The sequence below is a fragment of the Gordonia sp. p3-SID1431 genome (assembly GCF_025143765.1).
GTDB lineage: Bacteria > Actinomycetota > Actinomycetes > Mycobacteriales > Mycobacteriaceae > Gordonia > Gordonia hongkongensis.
This window is the reverse complement of record NZ_JAMBDT010000025.1, coordinates 16,343-33,484: the sequence shown is the minus strand read 5'-3', so window position 1 is coordinate 33,484 and position 17,142 is coordinate 16,343. Positions and strand designations below refer to the sequence as shown.

Annotated in this window: 16 protein-coding genes; 10 read left to right on the top strand and 6 right to left on the bottom strand. The window is 69.0% G+C overall.

Annotation, left to right across the window (positions count from 1 at the left end; all coding sequences use genetic code 11):
- Positions 1-19: 19 nt before the first annotated feature.
- Entirely contained in the window at positions 20-1,168 is a 1,149-nt protein-coding gene (locus M4D77_RS08830; RefSeq protein WP_078112999.1) for a beta-mannosidase, read from the bottom strand.
- Positions 1,169-1,181: 13 nt separating this feature from the next.
- On the opposite strand from M4D77_RS08830, the gene M4D77_RS08825 reads away from it, so the two are divergent.
- Positions 1,182-1,727 (top strand): DUF2599 domain-containing protein, encoded by a 546-nt coding sequence (locus tag M4D77_RS08825; RefSeq protein WP_065629188.1) that lies wholly within the window; start codon positions 1,182-1,184, stop codon positions 1,725-1,727.
- A gap of 52 nt (positions 1,728-1,779) precedes the next feature.
- Here M4D77_RS08825 and M4D77_RS08820 read toward each other — a convergent pair whose 3' ends face one another.
- The 3 genes from M4D77_RS08820 to M4D77_RS08810 are packed head-to-tail and all read right to left on the bottom strand — an operon-like array spanning position 1,780 to position 4,462.
- A complete protein-coding gene (locus M4D77_RS08820; protein ID WP_065629189.1) occupies positions 1,780-2,649 on the bottom strand; it encodes a metal ABC transporter permease in 870 nt (289 codons plus the stop codon).
- Complete coding sequence (locus tag M4D77_RS08815; protein ID WP_223259038.1) at positions 2,646-3,440, bottom strand: metal ABC transporter ATP-binding protein; 795 nt, start codon at positions 3,438-3,440, stop codon at positions 2,646-2,648. Before M4D77_RS08815 ends, M4D77_RS08820 begins: the two co-directional genes overlap by 4 nt.
- Positions 3,441-3,484: 44 nt before the next feature.
- Positions 3,485-4,462, bottom strand: a complete 978-nt coding sequence (locus M4D77_RS08810; protein WP_259936028.1) for a metal ABC transporter solute-binding protein, Zn/Mn family — start codon at positions 4,460-4,462, stop codon at positions 3,485-3,487.
- A gap of 127 nt (positions 4,463-4,589) precedes the next feature.
- On the opposite strand from M4D77_RS08810, the gene mshA reads away from it, so the two are divergent.
- The 3 genes from mshA to M4D77_RS08795 all read left to right on the top strand — a co-directional run bounded on the left by mshA (position 4,590) and on the right by M4D77_RS08795 (position 8,316).
- Positions 4,590-5,945: a D-inositol-3-phosphate glycosyltransferase gene (mshA, locus tag M4D77_RS08805; RefSeq protein WP_078113068.1), complete on the top strand. Its 1,356-nt coding sequence runs from the start codon at positions 4,590-4,592 to the stop codon at positions 5,943-5,945.
- Between the two features lie 60 nt (positions 5,946-6,005).
- Complete coding sequence (locus M4D77_RS08800; RefSeq protein ID WP_065629192.1) at positions 6,006-6,626, top strand: YbjN domain-containing protein; 621 nt, start codon at positions 6,006-6,008, stop codon at positions 6,624-6,626.
- Between the two features lie 82 nt (positions 6,627-6,708).
- Positions 6,709-8,316 carry a 4-coumarate--CoA ligase family protein gene (locus M4D77_RS08795; RefSeq protein WP_065629304.1) on the top strand — a complete coding sequence of 536 codons (1,608 nt, stop codon included), beginning with the start codon at positions 6,709-6,711 and terminating at the stop codon, positions 8,314-8,316.
- Positions 8,317-8,382: 66 nt separating this feature from the next.
- On the opposite strand, the gene M4D77_RS08790 is transcribed toward M4D77_RS08795, so the two are convergent.
- Positions 8,383-9,831, bottom strand: a complete 1,449-nt coding sequence (locus M4D77_RS08790) for an APC family permease (protein ID WP_078113001.1) — start codon at positions 9,829-9,831, stop codon at positions 8,383-8,385.
- A 151-nt stretch (positions 9,832-9,982) separates the two neighbouring features.
- On the opposite strand from M4D77_RS08790, the gene M4D77_RS08785 reads away from it, so the two are divergent.
- The 4 genes from M4D77_RS08785 (at position 9,983) to M4D77_RS08770 (ending at position 13,366) form a co-directional block, all read left to right on the top strand.
- Positions 9,983-10,729, top strand: coding sequence for a phosphoglyceromutase (locus tag M4D77_RS08785; protein ID WP_058252630.1), 747 nt, complete (start codon positions 9,983-9,985; stop codon positions 10,727-10,729).
- An 81-nt stretch (positions 10,730-10,810) separates the two neighbouring features.
- Positions 10,811-11,131, top strand: a complete 321-nt coding sequence (locus tag M4D77_RS08780) for a GNAT family N-acetyltransferase (RefSeq protein ID WP_058252631.1) — start codon at positions 10,811-10,813, stop codon at positions 11,129-11,131.
- A gap of 139 nt (positions 11,132-11,270) precedes the next feature.
- Positions 11,271-12,683, top strand: a complete 1,413-nt coding sequence (locus M4D77_RS08775) for a cell wall metabolism sensor histidine kinase WalK (protein ID WP_247451414.1) — start codon at positions 11,271-11,273, stop codon at positions 12,681-12,683.
- Positions 12,680-13,366, top strand: coding sequence for a response regulator transcription factor (locus M4D77_RS08770; protein ID WP_058252633.1), 687 nt, complete (start codon positions 12,680-12,682; stop codon positions 13,364-13,366). The genes M4D77_RS08775 and M4D77_RS08770 overlap by 4 nt, the downstream gene beginning before the upstream one ends.
- Before the next feature lie 27 nt (positions 13,367-13,393).
- On the opposite strand, the gene M4D77_RS08765 is transcribed toward M4D77_RS08770, so the two are convergent.
- Positions 13,394-14,254, bottom strand: a complete 861-nt coding sequence (locus tag M4D77_RS08765) for a hypothetical protein (protein WP_058252634.1) — start codon at positions 14,252-14,254, stop codon at positions 13,394-13,396.
- Between the two features lie 54 nt (positions 14,255-14,308).
- Between M4D77_RS08765 and M4D77_RS08760 the strand changes: the two genes are divergently transcribed.
- On the top strand, positions 14,309-15,286 hold the full coding sequence (locus tag M4D77_RS08760) for a Ppx/GppA phosphatase family protein (protein ID WP_176455923.1): 978 nt from the start codon (positions 14,309-14,311) through the stop codon (positions 15,284-15,286).
- A 54-nt stretch (positions 15,287-15,340) separates the two neighbouring features.
- Positions 15,341-17,098: a hypothetical protein gene (locus M4D77_RS08755; RefSeq protein ID WP_259936027.1), complete on the top strand. Its 1,758-nt coding sequence runs from the start codon at positions 15,341-15,343 to the stop codon at positions 17,096-17,098.
- Positions 17,099-17,142 lie beyond the last annotated feature (44 nt).

Below are 17,142 nucleotides of genomic sequence, written 5' to 3'. Positions count from 1 at the left end.
AGCGGACCGTCGCACGCGGTCAGGAGGCGTACTCGCGCACCACATTCCAGGCCGGGTCATGCAACCCGATGTCGTACGTGCACTGCGCGCCGCGCGGATCCGGGACTAAGGACCACAGCAGCGTGCCGGCGACCCCGGCGTCGCGGTGGCGCGCGATGATGGTCTCGAACTGTTCGGCCCGGTTCGTGATCGAGCCACATGAGCCGGCGCGTATCCCGATCTCATTGACCACGAGCGGTTTTCCGAGCTCGCGAGCCTGCGCCAGTCGTGCGCGCAGATTGCTGCCCGCGGGCCCCGATTCGGGATCGACATCGGAGCGGTAGTCGTGGAAGTCGAGCACGTCGACGCCGGCCGAGCCCAGGACCTCGGCATAACCCGCGCCTGCGAGGCCGCACTGGTCGCCGCCCACCACTCCAGAGAAGATCGGACGGTCGGCGTCGTAGGCCCGGAGATGGGCGCCGGCGCGGTCGAAGAACGCGCGCAACACGGCCGTGGCATCGTCGGGACACGTTCGCGCCTCCCAGTTGCACGAGGCCGGACCGCATTCGCTCGCCTCGGGCTCCCCGACGAGTTCCCAGCCGGCGATCGACGGCTCGTCGTGCCAGCGGGTCACCGCGATCTCGACCCACTCCGCGTACGTCAGCCCGCCGACGATCTCCTGGCTCTGCCAACCGTCGACATAGAAGTCGCGTTCCTTGAACCGCTCGTCCTCGCAGTCGCCCGAGCCTCCGGTGAGGACCGGCAGGACCATCTGGTGATGCCGGGCCGCGGCCTGGAAGACCCGGTCGATCGGCCCGAAATCGATGAGCCCGCTGCGCTTGTCGACGGCGAAGACCGAGTACAGGTTGAATCGGGTCAGCGCGCGGGGCGGGAGTCTGTCGAAGTACCCGTCGGCATCGACCTGGGCGCCGCAGCCGCGGTTGACCGACCAGTCGGTGCTGAGCTGATACGCATTGAAACCCGCGGGCCACCAGGGTTTTCCGTCGAGTACCAGGCCGGTGGGAGTGGTCGAGGCCCGATGCGACTGGGTGATCTGGGGAGGTCCCGGATCGGGGGTGCGCGCACACCCCGCGAGGCACAGCACGACGACGGCGATCGCGGTGACGAACAACCCGACCGCCCGCTTGTGCGTGCGCCGGCGGACCACAAGGTGCAGGCTACCCGTCACCTAGGGTGTCGGTATGTCGACGGGGTTGCGCAGGGCGGGTGCGGGAGTGGCCGACGGAGGGCGGCGGCGGTGGCGCGCCGCGGCCGGCGCGCTGGCCGTCGCCGCGGTCCTGTCCGCGTGCGGGACAGACACGGTCGAGCCCGCAGCACCGGGTCCGACCACGATCGGCTCGAGCACGACGAGCCCGTCGCCCACCCCGTATTCATCGGGCCCGTACTCGCCCACCGAGAGCGCGCCGACGATCGTCTACCGCCCGCCGTACATCGAGCGGACCGAGTGGACCGACACCGACGTCGGTCCGAGCCTCTCGGTGTTCCCCACGAATTCCGGGCGCTACACCACCGACCCCGGCGCGATGGCCGCCGCGTGGGCGGAGGTCGTCGCTCTCGACCCCACCGCCGACACCCCCGGAATGCAGGCCCAGTTCGATTGCCACTGGCGGTTCGCCCGCATCGTCGAACCCGAGAAGCCCAGCTGGAACCTCGAACCCGGCCGGCCGGTCGTCGCCGAGGAGGACATGGTCGGCGCCGGCTGCAACCCCGGCTTCGCCGAGGAATGAAACGTACTGCGGTGTGAGCGAGGCGGCCCGGCAGTGGTTGTGTTCTGTCGGATCAGCGCGTGGAATGCACGCGGCGGTTGCCGATGATCCGGCACACGACGTAGATCGCGAACGAGATGATCGTGACGAAGACCGACACGGGCAGCTTGGGAGCGAGCGACATCAGCAGCCCGCCGACCGCCGCGACCTCGGCGAACACGACCGACAACACCAGCGTGCGCGTCGGATTCGACGTGACGCGGGCGGCGGCGGCGCCCGGGGTGATCATCAGCGACATCACCAGCAGCGCGCCGATGATCTGCACGCCCTGCGCGGCCGCCAGGCCCATGATGATCGCGAACACCACCGACAGGGTGCGGATGGGTACCCCCCGCGCCTGCGCGACCCGGGGATCGGTGGAGGCGAACAGCAGTGGCCGGTAGATGACGGCCAGCACGACGACGACGATGCCCGTGGTGATGGCGATCGCGACCAGGCCGTTGATGCCGACGCTCACGACCTGACCGGTCAGCAACGCGAAGCCGGTCCCGATCCGGCCGTACAAGGCCAGGAACAGGACGCCGATGCCGAGGCCGAACGCCATCACGACGCCGATCACCGAGTCGCGCTCCCGCGCCTTGTTGCCGAGGAAGCCGAACACCGCCGCGGCGATGACCGCGCCGATGACGCCGCCGAGGTTCACGCTGAACCCGATCAGCAGGGCCGCCGCGGCACCGGTCACCGACAGTTCGCTGGCGCCGTGCACCGCGAAGGACATCTGCCGGGCGACGATGAGCGGGCCCAGCAGGCCGCCCAGGAGGCCGAGCAGCACCATCGCGAGCAGTGCCTGCTGCATGAAGTCGTAACCCAGCAGGTCGATGGTGGTGGAGAAATCCCAGAGGTCGCTCAACGAACGGTCGACGGAGAGGTGGGTGACGCTCACGCCGGACCGCCTCGCCTCGCGACACCCGGTTCGCTGTCGGCGGCGCAGTGATGGGCGTCCTCGCCGCCGATCACGACCAGACGGCCGTTGACGCGCAGCACCTCGACGTCGCTGCCGTACAGCTCGCTCAACGTCTCCGTCGTCATCACCTCATGCGGCTCGCCGATGCGGAACCGGCCGTCGACGAGGTACAGGACCCGGTCGACAAAGGGCAGGATCGGGTTGATCTCGTGGGTCACGAACACGACGGCCGTCCCGGCGTCCCGGCGCCGGCGATCGATGAGGTCCACGACCACCTGCTGATTGGTCGGATCGAGACTGGCGAGCGGCTCGTCGCAGAGCAGCAGCGCGGGATCGCTCACCACCGCCTGGGCAACGCGTAGCCGTTGCTGCTCGCCGCCGGACAGGACGCCCAGCGGGGCGTCGGCGTACGGCAGGGCGTCCACCGAACCGAGCGCGGTGTCGACGAGTGCGCGTCGTCGTGCCCGGCCCCGCAGTCCGACACCCCAGCGGCCGCCGTCGACACCGAACCCGACGAGGTCCCGGCCGCGGATGGCCATCGGGTCGGCGTCGTCCTCGGCGTGCTGCTGGGGGATGTAGCCCACGGCGTCGGTGGTGGTCACGGTGCCGCGGTCGAGCGCGTACTGGTGCAACAGAACCCGCAGGAACGACGTCTTGCCGGAGCCGTTCGGCCCGAGGACCGCGACGAACTCACCCGGTTCGATCGTCAGGTCGAGGTCGTCCCAGAGAACCCGGTCGCCGAACGCGAGCCGGGCGCCGGTGAACTCCACGACCGGCCTGCCCGTGCCTGCCCCGGTCGAGTCGCCTGCCCCGGTCAATTGGAGCCGGAACCCAGCGCCGCGGTCAGGGCGTCGATCTGGGCGCCCTGCCACACGACGTAGTCGGTGACGCCGTCGGGCAGGGTCTCGGTGAACTCCACGACCGGGACGCCCGCGGAGCGCGCGACGTCGAGCATGGCCTGTGTCACCGGGTCCACGGCCTGGGTGTTGTAGATCAGCACCTTCGCCCGACGGTCGGCCAGGATGTCCTGCAGTGCCGCACGGTCGGCGGCCGCGGGTGACTGGCCCTCCTCGACGGCCTGGGTGAAACCGGCCGGCGCGATGTCGACGAGCCCGGCCTCGGTCAGCATGTAGCCCGCGAGCGGCTCGGTCTGGGCGACCTCGGTGTCGGCGTGCTGCTCCCGGATGGTGCTGAGCTTCGCGCGCAGACCGTCGATGCCGGTGGTGAAGGTCTCGGCGTTGGCGCGGTAGGACTCCGCGTTGCCCGGGTCCTTCTCGGCCAGTGCGTCGGCGACCTTGTCGGCCACCTGGGCGACGACGGGGAGGTCGTAGAAGACGTGCTCGTTCTGGTCGCCGTGCGCGTGGTCGTGAGCACCGTCGGAGTGATCGCCGGACGCGTGCTCGTCGCCGTGATCGCCACCGGCCTCGTCGGCATGCTCGTCGCTGCCGAGCAGGGCGTAGGCGTCGACCGCCGTCGCGTCCGAGTTGGCCGCCGCCTCCTCCATGTAGGAGTCGTAGTGGCCGCCGTTGAACACGAGGATGTCGGCATCGGCGATCGTCGCGGTGTCCGCTGCCGAGGGCTCGAACTCGTGCGGATCACCGTCGGCGTTGGTGTACAGCGCGGTCACCTCGGCGTTGTCGCCGGCGACCGCGGCCGCCACCGAACCCCAGACGTTCGTGGACGCGACCACGGTCGGGGGGCCGTCGGTCCCGCCGGAGTCGCTGGAGCAGGCGGACAACACCAGGGCGGCGGCGGACAGCACACCGGCCGTGGCCAGCAGGGATTTCTTCATCGACAACCTTCACGCAAATGACAATCGTTACCGAAAGCAGTCTAGGTGATCGCGGCGACGGGCGTGCAGGATGTCCGCAGGCCGGGGGACTCCTCGCCCGACACGGCGTTTCTCTATGGTGGAGACCATGACCTCGAGCCCGTCCCCGCGGCGTGTCGCGCTGATCTCCGTGCACACCTCGCCGCTGGCGCAGCCGGGCACCGGCGACGCCGGCGGGATGAACGTCTACGTCTGGCAGACCGCGACGCGGCTGGCCCGTCGGGGAGTCGAGGTCGAGATCTTCACCCGCGCGACGTCGTCGGCCGACCAGGCGTCGGTCGCCGCAGCGCCGGGGGTGACGGTGCGCAACGTCGTCGCCGGCCCGTTCGAGGGCCTCGACAAGCGCGACTTGCCCGCCCAGCTGTGTGCGTTCACGGCCGGGGTCCTGCGGGCCGAGGCCGCGCAGGCGCCCGGTCACTACGACGTCATCCACTCGCACTACTGGCTCTCCGGCCAGGTGGGGTGGCTCGCCCGCGACCGGTGGGGTGTCCCCCTGGTGCACACCGCGCACACCCTGGCCGCGGTCAAGAACGCATCGCTGGCCGACGGCGACACCGCCGAGCCGCAGCTACGGGTCATCGGGGAGCAGCAGGTGGTCGGGGAGGCCGATCGCCTGGTCGCGAACACCCAGACCGAGGCGACCGAATTGCTCTCGATGTACGGTGCCGCCGCCGACCGTATCGACGTGGTGACCCCGGGTGCCGATCTCGACTGTTACACACCGGGTTCCGTCGCGGCCGCCCGCGCGGAGCTCGGCCTGGACCCCGACGAGATGATCGTGACGTTCGTCGGGCGCATCCAACCGCTGAAGGCCCCGGACCTCCTCGTCGACGCGGTCGCGCCGCTCATCGGTGAGTCCGCCGCGACCGGGCGGAAGCTGCGGGTGCTCATCGTCGGCGGGCCGTCGGGGTCGGGGCTGCAACGGCCCACCGCGCTGATGGATCAGGTCGCCGAACTCGGGATCGCCGATTCGGTCACCTTCCTGCCGCCCCAGCCGTCGAACCGTCTGGTGCAGGTCTACCGGGCATCGGATGTGGTTGCCGTGCCCAGTCATTCGGAGAGTTTCGGACTGGTCGCGATCGAGGCGCAGGCCTGCGGGACGCCCGTCATCGCCGCGAATGTGGGTGGCCTCGGGGTGGCGGTCGACGACGGCCGGACCGGAGTGCTGGTCAACGGGCATCGGGTCGGGGACTGGACGAATGCGCTGGAAAAGCTTCTCGCGCAACCCGATCGACTCGTCGAGCTCGGACAGCACGCCCGCGCCCACGCCGAGCAGTTCTCCTGGGAACACACGGTCGATCAGCTTCTCGAGAGTTACGGCCGGGCTATGCGGTCGTTCGCCGCGCACCAGCGCCCGGCGTCGCCCGAGGTGTCCGCTACGGCCGCGGCCTCGGCGCGCCTCCGACGCCGCTGGCGTCGTCGGCGCAACCGGGTCACCGTCTGACGCTGCGCCGAAATCGCCCGCTGCGCAAGGGGTTCCCGATATCACCGACGAGAGGATGCCGTGAGTCGCAACGAGGTCGTCGACCTGCTGGAGAAGACGCTGGGCGAGAACGAGATCGCCTTCGCACGCAAGAGCGGCGGCGGGGCCGACGTCGATCACGTGGTCGTCGAGCTGCCCGGCGAACGCAAACTGAAGACCACCGTGCTGCTGACGGCGAGCGAGCACGGCGTCCGGGTGGAGGCCTTCGTGTGCCGCCGGCCCGACGAGAACCACGCCGGCGTGTACAAGTACCTGCTGAAGCGCAACCGCCGGCTGTACGGCGTCGCCTACACCATCGACAACACCGGTGACATCTACCTCGTCGGCCGGATCTCCGCCGACGGGTTGAGTTCCGGCGAGGTCGACCGGATCCTGGGGCAGGTCCTCGAGGCCGCGGACGGGGATTTCAACACCCTGCTCGAACTCGGGTTCCTGACCTCGATCCAGCGGGAGTGGGCGTGGCGGGTGTCCCGCGGCGAATCGCTGCGCAACCTGCTCGCCTTCGAGCACCTCATCGACAAGGAGTCCCTGCCGGAGGCGGGGAAGCCGCTCGAAGGCCGCTACGTACCGGGTGAGTCGGTCGTCGACGGTGCGCAGAGCGTCACCGAGGATCCGTCGACCGCCGAATCGGACGAATCGTAGACTCTCTCGAGAGAGGTCCACGTCACATCGTATCAACGTGCGTTGATACGATGTGGTCGAGAAATTCCCCAATGGAGGTGTCATGAGCTTCACGAGTCCGTTCCCCGACGTCGAGATCCCGGACGTGAGTGTGTTCGAGTTCCTGTTCGGCGCGGTGGCCGAGGAGGACCTCGCCCGTACCGCGCTGGTGGACCCGAAGTCGGGGGCGACGACCACCTATGCGCAGCTGATCTCGCAGATCGAGGCGGCGGCGGGCGCGTTGGCGTCGCGGGGGATCGGCGTGGGCGACGTGGTGGGCATCCTGTCGCCCAACATCCCGGCGTTCGCGACGGTGTTCCACGGGATTCTGCGGGCCGGCGGCACCGCGACGACGATCAACGCACTCTTCACCGGGCCCGAGATCGCCAAGCAGCTGCGGGATTCCGGCGCCAAGATGCTGGTGACCATCTCGCCGATGCTGGAGCAGGCCAAGGCCGCCGCCGACGAGGTCGGGCTGGCGGATGCCGACCTGATCGTCCTCGACGGCGAGGGCCAGGACGCCTCCGGCCACCCGAATGCGGCGGACCTCCTGGGCGCCGGACTGGCCGCACCGGAGGTGTCGTTCGATCCGGCCACGCACGTCGCGGTCCTGCCGTATTCCTCCGGTACCACCGGGAATCCGAAGGGCGTCGCGCTCTCGCATCGCAACCTGGTCGCCAATGTCGCGCAGATCCGACCGTTGCAGGGCATGGGCGCCGACGACGTGGTGATCGCGGTGCTGCCCTTCTTCCACATCTACGGGATGACGGTGCTGCTGAACGCGGCGCTGTACAACCGGGCGTCGCTGGTCGTGATGCCGCGGTTCGACCTCGTCGAGTTCCTCGAGAACATCCAGAACCACAAGGTCACCATGGCCTACATCGCACCGCCGGTGGCCGTGGCGCTGGCCAAGCACCCGATCATCGACAACTACGACCTGTCCTCGCTGCACACGATGATGTCGGGCGCGGCGCCGCTGGACGACGAGCTGGGCCAGGCCGTCGCCAAACGTCTCGACCTGCACATGCTGCAGGGCTACGGCATGAGTGAGCTGTCGCCGGTGAGTCACATCATCCCGGCCGACACACCCGGCCTGCTGGGTCAGCAGGACCCCCCGCTGTCCTCGACCGGGTGGGCGGTGCCGAACTCCGAGAACAAGATCGTCGACCCCGCATCGGGGGCGGAGATCGAGCTGCCGAGCGAGGGACTGTCCGAGCCGGGCGAGCTGTGGGTCAAGGGGCCGAACGTGATGCTGGGCTACCTCAACAACGATCAGGCGACCGCCGACACCATCGACGCCGACGGCTACCTGCACACCGGCGACATGGCGCAGGTCGATCCGACCGGCTGCGTCTACATCGTCGACCGGCTCAAGGAGCTCATCAAGTACAAGGGCTACCAGGTGCCGCCCGCCGAGCTCGAGGCGCTGCTGCTCACCAACGACAAGATCGCCGACGCCGCGGTCATCGGCGTGATCGAGGCGGAGTCGGGCGAGGAGATCCCCAAGGCCTTCGTGGTGCGCCAGCCCGATGCGGAGATCACCGCCGACGAGGTCATCGAGTTCGTGGCGTCGAAGGTGGCCCCGCACAAGAAGGTCCGGGCCGTCGAGTTCATCGAGACGATCCCCAAGTCGGCCTCGGGCAAGATCCTGCGCAAGGACCTCCGCAAGTAGTCTCTGCGGCATCCGTATGACGTTGTGCCCGGAAACCGGGCACAACGTCATACGGATTTTTGTGCGTCACGGGATCTCGTGGGGCGGGATGTCGTCGTAGGAGGCCGCTTCGGCGCCGGTTCGCTTCTGATGCCAGTAGGTGAACGCCCACAGCACGACGCCGAGCAGGAGTAGCCAGGCCGCGATCACGTACTGCTGGTTGTCGGCGCGGGCAAACGGGAGGGTGAGCGCCCCGGAGGTCACGGCGCCGAGCACCGCAACCGGCGTATAGGTGCGGAAGTGGTTGTGTCCCACGTGATCCTTGCGCAGCACCAGGACGGAGACGTTGACGACGGTGAACACCGCGAGCAGCAGCAGTGCGGTGGTGCCGCCGAGCAGTCCGACGATGGAACCCTTCGGGTCGGCGCTGACGTAGACCAGTAGGCACAGCGCGATGACGGTGGTGAACACGATCGCGGCGAACGGGGTACGGCGTCCGGGATGGACGTAGGCCAGGAACTTGGGCAGGACCCCCTGCTTGGCCATGCCGTACAGCAGCCGGCTGGCCATCATCATGTTGATCAGGGCCGTGTTGGCCACCGCGAACATCGAGATCCACGGCAACAGCTCGGTCATCGGGAAGTCCGGGGCGGCGGTCTGCACGACGTCGACGAGCGGCGTCTCGCTCTCGGCGAGCACACCCACGGGCACGATCGCGACCGCGAGGATCGCGATGAGCACGTACACCACCGCGGTGATCCCCAGACCACTGAGCATGACCTTGGGGAAGATCCTGGTCGGTTCCTTGCACTCCTCGGCCATGTTGACCGAATCCTCGAAGCCGACCAGTGCGAAGAACGCCAGCGCCGTCGCCGCCGACACCGCGATGAGGATGTTCCTCTCCTCCGGCGATTCGAAAACCACCACCGCATCCCAGTGATCGGCGTTGCCACCGAACACGAAGAACAAGGCGATGAAGATGACCAGCAGGAGACCCGTCAGCTCGACAAGGGTCAGGACCACGTTGGTGCCCACACCTTCGGCGACGCCGCGGAAGTTGATGAACATGACCAGCAGCAGGAAGCCGATCGCGATGAACAGCAGAGCGGGGTGCGTCGCATCCGGGGACTCGCCGCCGTTGATGCCGGTCAGCATGTTCACCGCGAACGCGCGCGACGCGGTGGTCGCCGAGGTGATACCCGAGCACATGACGGTGAACAGCACGATGAACGTGATGAAGTGGACCCCGAAAGCCTTGTGTACGTACAGCGCAGCGCCGGCGGCCTGGGGATACTTCGTCACCAGTTCCAGATAGGAGAACGCCGTCAGCGTCGCCACCGCGAAGGCGATCAGGAACGGCAGCCACGCCGCGCCGCCGACCTCGCCGGCGACCTGGCCGGTGAGTGCGTAGACGCCGGTGCCCAGGATGTCGCCGATGATAAAGAGCAACAACAGCTTCCAGCCCAACACGCGTTTGAGCTCGGGCTGCTTCTCCGCATTCTGGCCGGTCGCGCCGGCGTCTGTACTGGCTGTCATGCGCTAACGCTAGACCCGCCCATGGCCGTTCGCGCGGCGAATCGACCGGTTCATTACCATTTCGTCGTCGCCAGGTGCGCGCCGGGGTCCGGCCGGGGGTTCCGGCGCCGGTGAGGAGAGGGTGCGCACCGACTGTGGAAAACTATCGGCCATGAGCAACGGCACCCTGATCCTGATGCGGCACGGCGAGAGCGAATGGAATGCGTCCAACCAGTTCACCGGCTGGGTCGATGTGGCGCTCACCGACAAGGGCAGGGCCGAGGCCGAACGCGGGGGCGAGCTCCTCGTCGAGCACGACCTGCTGCCCGACGTCGTCTACACGTCGCTGCTGCGCCGCGCGATCACGACCGCGCACATCGCCCTCGACCGGGCCGACCGGCTCTGGATCCCGGTGATCCGCGACTGGCGCCTCAACGAGCGCCACTACGGCGCGCTGCAGGGCCTGAACAAGGCCGAGACCAAGGAGAAGTTCGGCGACGAGCAGTTCATGCTGTGGCGTCGCAGTTACGACACCCCGCCGCCGGCGATCGAACCCGATGCCGAATACAGCCAGGTGGGCGACGCGCGGTACGCCGATCTCCCCGAGGTGCCGCTGACCGAGTGCCTCAAGGACGTCGTCGAGCGGTTCATCCCGTACTACCTCGAGACGATCGTCGCCGACGTCCGGGCGGGGAAGAACGTGCTGCTCGCGGCACACGGCAACTCGCTGCGCGCGCTCGTCAAGCACCTCGACGGCATCTCCGACGACGACATCGCCGGACTGAACATCCCCACCGGCAACCCGCTTCGTTACGACCTCGACGACGACCTGAAACCGCTCAACCCGGGTGGTACCTACCTCGACCCCGAGGCGGCCGCCGCGGGTGCCGCCGCGGTGGCGGCCCAAGGGCAGAAGTAGTCGGCGGGGTCCGTTCGGACATCCAGACGTGACACGTTTCGCCATGGCGTCGACGGTGTGGCGCGCGCTACATTAGACGGCATGGCGGACATGGGCACCCTGCGAATCGAGCACTCACCTGCCCAGGAGCGGTACGAGGCGATCCTCGTCGCCGATTCCCAGGGCGACGACGAGATCGTCGGTTATCTCGACTACGTCTCCGAGCCCTACCAGGTGGTCATCACGCACACCGTTATCCGCGAGCAGTTCAGTGGTCACGGGTACGCGGGCCAATTGGTCCAGGCGGTCCTCGAGGACATCCGGCGCGGCGGCAAGCAGGTCGTGCCGGTCTGCTCGTACGTGCAGCGCTTCATCGAACGTCACCCCGAGTTCGCGGACATGGCGGTTCCGGTTCCGCAATGACCGGTCCGGACACGGCCGCCCCGGTACCGGGGAAGCGCGCCGCCGCGTCGGCAAGGACTCCGGCCAACTCCGCGTGAACAACTGTCGAACACCTTTGTCAGATGTGCGTTCGGTGTTGGTCGAGCCGTAAGCTGCCCCTGTGACCGCCGCAATCTTCGCCGCGACGATCGCGTTCGTACTCGCGCTCTGCCTCGGTGTCGTGATCGGTCGACGCACCCGGGACCGGGACCGGTCCCGAGGGTTCGCGTTCCTCGATCGCATCCCGCGTCGTTCCGCATCCACCGCCGCCGAATTCGTTCCCGAGGCGACCCTCGGTCCCCGTGAGGTGCCGGCCTCGGCCGAGGTCCGTGACTCCGACGTGCAGGCGACCACCGACGACGGCCGCATGACCAAGGCCGGTCTGTTGAGCATGGTCGTGCGTAACACCGAGACCGCCATCGCCGTGGTCGACGAGTTCCGCGACGTCGTGCTGTACAACCAGCGGGCCGTCGAACTCGGGCTCGTACGCGAGATGCTGCTGGCCGACCCGGTGTGGGAGGCCGTGAAGGAAGTGCTCGACACCGGCGTCGAACGGCGCTTCGAGTTCAGCCCGCCGATGTCGAGTCTCGGTTTCGTCTCTACCGGCCGGACGCCCCGGCCCAGTGTCGAGCACGTGCGCTGTCACGCGCGGATCGTCGCGCAGGACGAGGAACGCTATGTCGTCGCGTACGGACTCGACGACACCGAACACAAACGCGTGGAGGCCACCCGGCGCGACTTCGTCGCCAACGTCTCGCACGAGCTCAAGACCCCCGTCGGCGCGATCGGGCTGCTCGCCGAGGCGTTGCTCGAGTCGGCCGACGACACCGATTCGGTGCAGCACTTCGGTCGCCGCGTCGTCGGCGAGACCAAGCGCATGGGCAACATGGTGAGCGAGCTGCTGGCGTTGTCCCGACTCCAGGACGGCGTCACACCGGAGTTCACCTGCATCGATGTCGACTCGCTCATCGACGACGCGCTGACCGCGGCGACGCTCGCCGCCGAGGCGGCGGCCATCGAACTGCGCGCCGACGGTCCGATCGGCGTCATCATCCGCGGCGACCGTCCGCTGCTGCTCACCGCACTGAACAACCTCATCTCGAACGCCATCTCGTACTCGGCGTCGGACACTGTGGTCTCGATCAGCCGCCGCGTGATCAAGATCGACGGGCGGCCGATGGTCGCCATCGCGGTGACCGACCGGGGGATCGGGATCGAGCCGGAGGATCAGCAGCGGGTCTTCGAGCGGTTCTTCCGGGTCGACAAGGCCCGGTCCCGGATGACCGGCGGCACCGGACTCGGACTGGCCATCGTCAAGCACGTGGCCGCCAATCACGGCGGGACCATCAACCTGTGGAGCAAACCCGGCACCGGCTCGACCTTCACGCTGTGCATCCCGGAGGACCTGTCCGACGCCGGCTGGCCGCCGGCAGCCCAGCAGGCGCTGTCGGATCCCGATGCGCCGCCCCGCGCACTTCCCTCCGCGGAGGGTGACGACCCATCTGCCCGACCCACCGAAGGAAACAAGAGTTGACCCACGTTCTGATCGTCGAGGACGAGGAATCGCTGGCGGATCCGCTGGCCTTCCTGCTGCGCAAAGAGGGCTTCGAGGCCAGCGTCATCACCGATGGCGCGCAGGCGTTGCCGACCTTCGATCGGGTCAGTCCCGACATCGTGCTCCTCGATCTCATGCTGCCCGGGATGTCCGGAACCGAGATCTGCAAGGCCCTGCGCACCCGGTCGAACGTCCCGGTGATCATGGTGACCGCGCGCGACAGTGAGATCGACAAGGTCGTCGGCCTCGAACTCGGCGCGGACGACTATGTGACCAAGCCGTATTCGGCGCGCGAGCTGATCGCCCGCATCCGCGCGGTGCTGCGGCGCGGCGGGGAGGTGCCCGACGACGGTCTGGAGATCGGGATCCTGGAGGCCGGGCCGGTCCGGATGGACGTCGAGCGACACACCGTGTCGGTCAACGGAACGTCGATCACGCTGCCGCTCAAGGAGTTCGACCTCCTCGAGTATCTGCTGCGCAACTCCGGCCGCGTCCTGACCCGGGGTCAGCTCATCGACCGGGTGTGGGGCGTCGACTACGTCGGCGACACCAAGACACTCGACGTGCACGTCAAGCGCCTGCGCTCGAAGATCGAGCCCGACCCGGCGAATCCGAAGCACCTCATCACCGTCCGCGGCCTCGGGTACAAGCTCGAGGCGTGAGCCGGCCGGGCCGCGGCGCCCCGGGGACTACTCCGGGGGCTGCAGCTCGTATTTGACGTCGGTCTCGCGGCGCTCGGTCGCGGCCTGCGTCGCCGGGTGGATCGCGATGAGCCCCAGCCCGTTCCGGCGCCGGCAGGCCGCTGCCAGCGCCGCATAGGCGGCCTCGCCGAGCAGCGCGGTGAGCTCGGGTGCGTACGACTCCCACACCTGCTTGGCCCCGATGTGGACGTCGGGGGAACCCGAGCAGTACCACTTCAGATCGTGGCCACCCTCGCCCCAGCCACGCCGGTCGAATTCGGTGATCGTCGTCTGGAGCACCTGGGTGCCGTCGGGGCGTTCGATCCAGTCCTGCTCACGACGGATGGGCAGCTGCCAGCACACGTCGGGTTTGACCGTGAGCGGTTCGAGTCCCTTGCGCAGCGCCATCGAGTGCAGCGCGCATCCGACGCCGCCGGAGAAACCGGGTCGGTTCAGAAAGATGCACGCGCCCTTGTGGAGTCGCGTCTTCAAGGCGGGCTCGTCGTCGAGGTCGCTCTCCTCGAGGTACCCCTTCGGGCCGACCGGGTCCTTGCCGGAGCCCTTCTTGTAGAACTGCCAGTCCTCGGGCGTCAGCATCGCGACGCCGCGGGCGAGGGTCTTGCGATCGTCCTTATCGGACAGATACGCGCCGTGACTGCAGCACCCGTCGGTCTCCCGGCCCGGGAGGATGCCCTGACATGCGGGTGTGCCGAACACACACGTCCAGTGCGAGAGCAGCCAGGTGAGATCGGCCCGGATGACGTGCTCGGGGTCGGCGGGATCGGCGAATTCGTACCATTCGCGCGGAAAGTCGAGTTCGACCTCCGGCGCGGGATCGATGCGAGGCGCGGACGGCGAAATGGCGGTCACCTTTACACGGTAGCCGGGATCGGGCGATGCAGGCGGCTGCACTACCGTTGACCCGTGCGCTTAGGAGTCCTCGACGTGGGCAGCAACACAGTCCACCTCCTGGTGGTCGACGCCCATCGTGGCGGTCACCCCACCCCGATGAGTTCGACCAAGGCGGTCCTGCGCCTGGCCGAACAGATAGACGCCGACGGCCGGATGAGTGATCGCGCCGTCGCCAAGCTCATCGAGTCGATCGACGAATTCACCCACATCGCCCGGACGTCCGGTTGTGAGCAGATGATGGCGTTCGCGACGTCGGCCGTGCGCGATGCGACGAACTCCGACGACCTGCTCGACGAGATCGAGCAGCGGACCGGGGTGCGCGTGCTCGTGTTGTCGGGGCGCGACGAGGCCCGGTTGACGTCGCTGGCGGTGCGCCGCTGGCGTGGTTGGAGCGCCGGCCGCATCCTCGCTCTCGACATCGGCGGCGGCTCCCTGGAGATGTCCAACGGCGTCGACGAGGAACCCGACGTCGCGCTGTCACTGCCGCTGGGGGCCGGACGACTCACCCGCGAGTGGCTGCCCGACGATCCGCCGGACCGGCGGCGGGTCGGCGTGCTGCGCGACTGGCTCGACGCCGAGCTCCGCGCACCCGCGTCCCAGCTGCTCGCACCCGGTGCGCCGGATCTGTGCGTCGGGACGTCGAAGACCTTCCGGAGCCTGGCCCGGCTGACCGGCGCGGCGCCGTCGAGCGCCGGACCGCGGGTGCGCCGCGAACTGACGACGAGCGGGCTTCGTCAGCTCATCTCCTTCATCTCCCGCATGACCAAGGCCGATCGCGCCGAACTCGAGGGCGTCAGCTCGGATCGGGCGGGCCAGCTGGTCGCCGGAGCGCTGGTCGCCGAGGCGGCGATGCGCGCGTTGCAAGTCGATACACTGGAAATCTGTCCGTGGGCACTCCGGGAAGGTGTGATCCTGCGCCGACTCGACGCGGAGCAGGCCGACGCGCTGGAGCCGACACCGGTGCAGGGCGTTCGCGAGGGCGTCGGCTGACACCCTGGTAGACCCGGACCCAAACGTTCGAGAACGAGGACGGAGAGCCACTACATGCCGAAGGATTCGGAGCCCGAATCCCGACCCATCTCGGTGTCGGAACTTCTCGCCCGCTCGCAGGGGTCCCAGGGGGACTCGCCGGCACGTACCCGTGACGGCCGCGGCCGCCGACGCGCCGGCCGGGACGGATCGTTCTCGGTGTCCGAGCTGACCGGCGAGATCCCGAAGGTCGCCGACGCGGGAGAGGGTTCCGCGGCGCCCGCGGCCCGGCCCGAGCCCACTGCCCGGCCCGAGCCCACTGCCCGGCCCGAGCCGGCTGCCCCGCCAGCGAGCACCGCGCCTGCAAAGACGGCGGCCCCGGAGAAGGCAGCTCCGGAGAAGACTGCTGCGGAGAACGGTGCCCCGGAGCGGGACACGACCCCGCGGAACCGTCCGGCCGCGGCCGCCGCGCCGTTCCCGCGTTCGACGAACCCGGTCCCGCGCCGCCCGGCCGACGATCAGCCCGTCGTCGACCGGCCGCGCGCCGACCAGCAACACCAGGCACGGCCGGGTAACCGCACCGCCAGCGGGATGCCCGGTTACGGCCAGGGCGCCGTCCCGCCGATGTCGACGCGCGACTTCAGTTCCGAGGCGGTGGCACGTCGCCTCGGGCAGACGCCGCCGCGAGATTCCGCTCCCGTCGACCAGGAGTCGGCGAACGCCGTCACCGGCATCATCCCGGTGGTGGGTGAGAACGGGTCGGATCTTTCGGTCGTCGACTCCGACGACGTGGTCACCTACGACCTGACCGAGGTCGATGCGGGAACCGACGGCCCCCGCGAGCGCGGCGACGGCGGGTTCTCCGAGGTCATGGACTTCGACGCCTATCGCAACTTCGCCGACGTGGAGAGCGGGAACGACGGGCCGGGGGGCAAGGGCCGGTCCGGGGGCCCGGCCCGCAAGATCGGGGCGTCGAAGAAGACGGGGCCGTCGGGTGTCGTCGGGTTCGCGCGAAAGCTCTTCGGCGGCAAGAATCGGGACCGGAACGCCCCCGATCGCCACACCGACGACCACCCGGACGCACACACCGACGGCGACGAGTCGACGCACGACTGGGCAGCCACCGCGGCCGCCGCCGCGACCGCGGGTGGGACGACGGCGGCGATCGCCGCGGCGCACCCCGAGACCCATGACGCCGACGGTCGGTGGACCGGCTCGGACGAGACCGAGAGTCTCCAGACCGCAGGCCGCCCCACCGACGACCACCCGACCGAGGCCATCGAACCGATCGAGTCCACTTCCGAGGGCGACGAGGACCGGGTCGACCTGGTGAAGGAGCGCGAGCCGGAGGGTCCCGCCGAGCCCGAGGGCCCGGCGGAGTTCGATGCCCTGAACGACACCACGGACATCGACGAGACCTCCGATGACGACGCCGATCCCGACTCGGCAGCCGCCACGGCGGAGCACGCCGGCCAGGACGTCGTGCATTCGGCCGCGGACGCGGAGTCCGCCGAGCGGACCGGCACCGTCGACACACCGGCACCGGACGGTCGGGCGACCGACGACGCCGAGGAGTCGCCGGTGAAGGCCTGGCTGGTGTTGTTCGGACAGGCGATCGTCGGCCTCGCGGTCGGCGTCGGCCTGTTCTGGGGTTTCACCGAACTGTGGCGATGGAATCCGTACTTCGCGCTGGTGCTCGCGGTCCTGGTGATCTTCGGCATCGTGACGCTGTCGCATGTGGTCCGGCGCACCAAGGACCTGCCGACGACGCTGCTCGCGCTCGGCGTGGGTCTGCTGGTCACCATCGGGCCGCTGGTGTTGTTGGCCGCGTGAGCCGGTGTGAACCGATGAACCCGTCGGGAGCGGAGCGAAGCGGG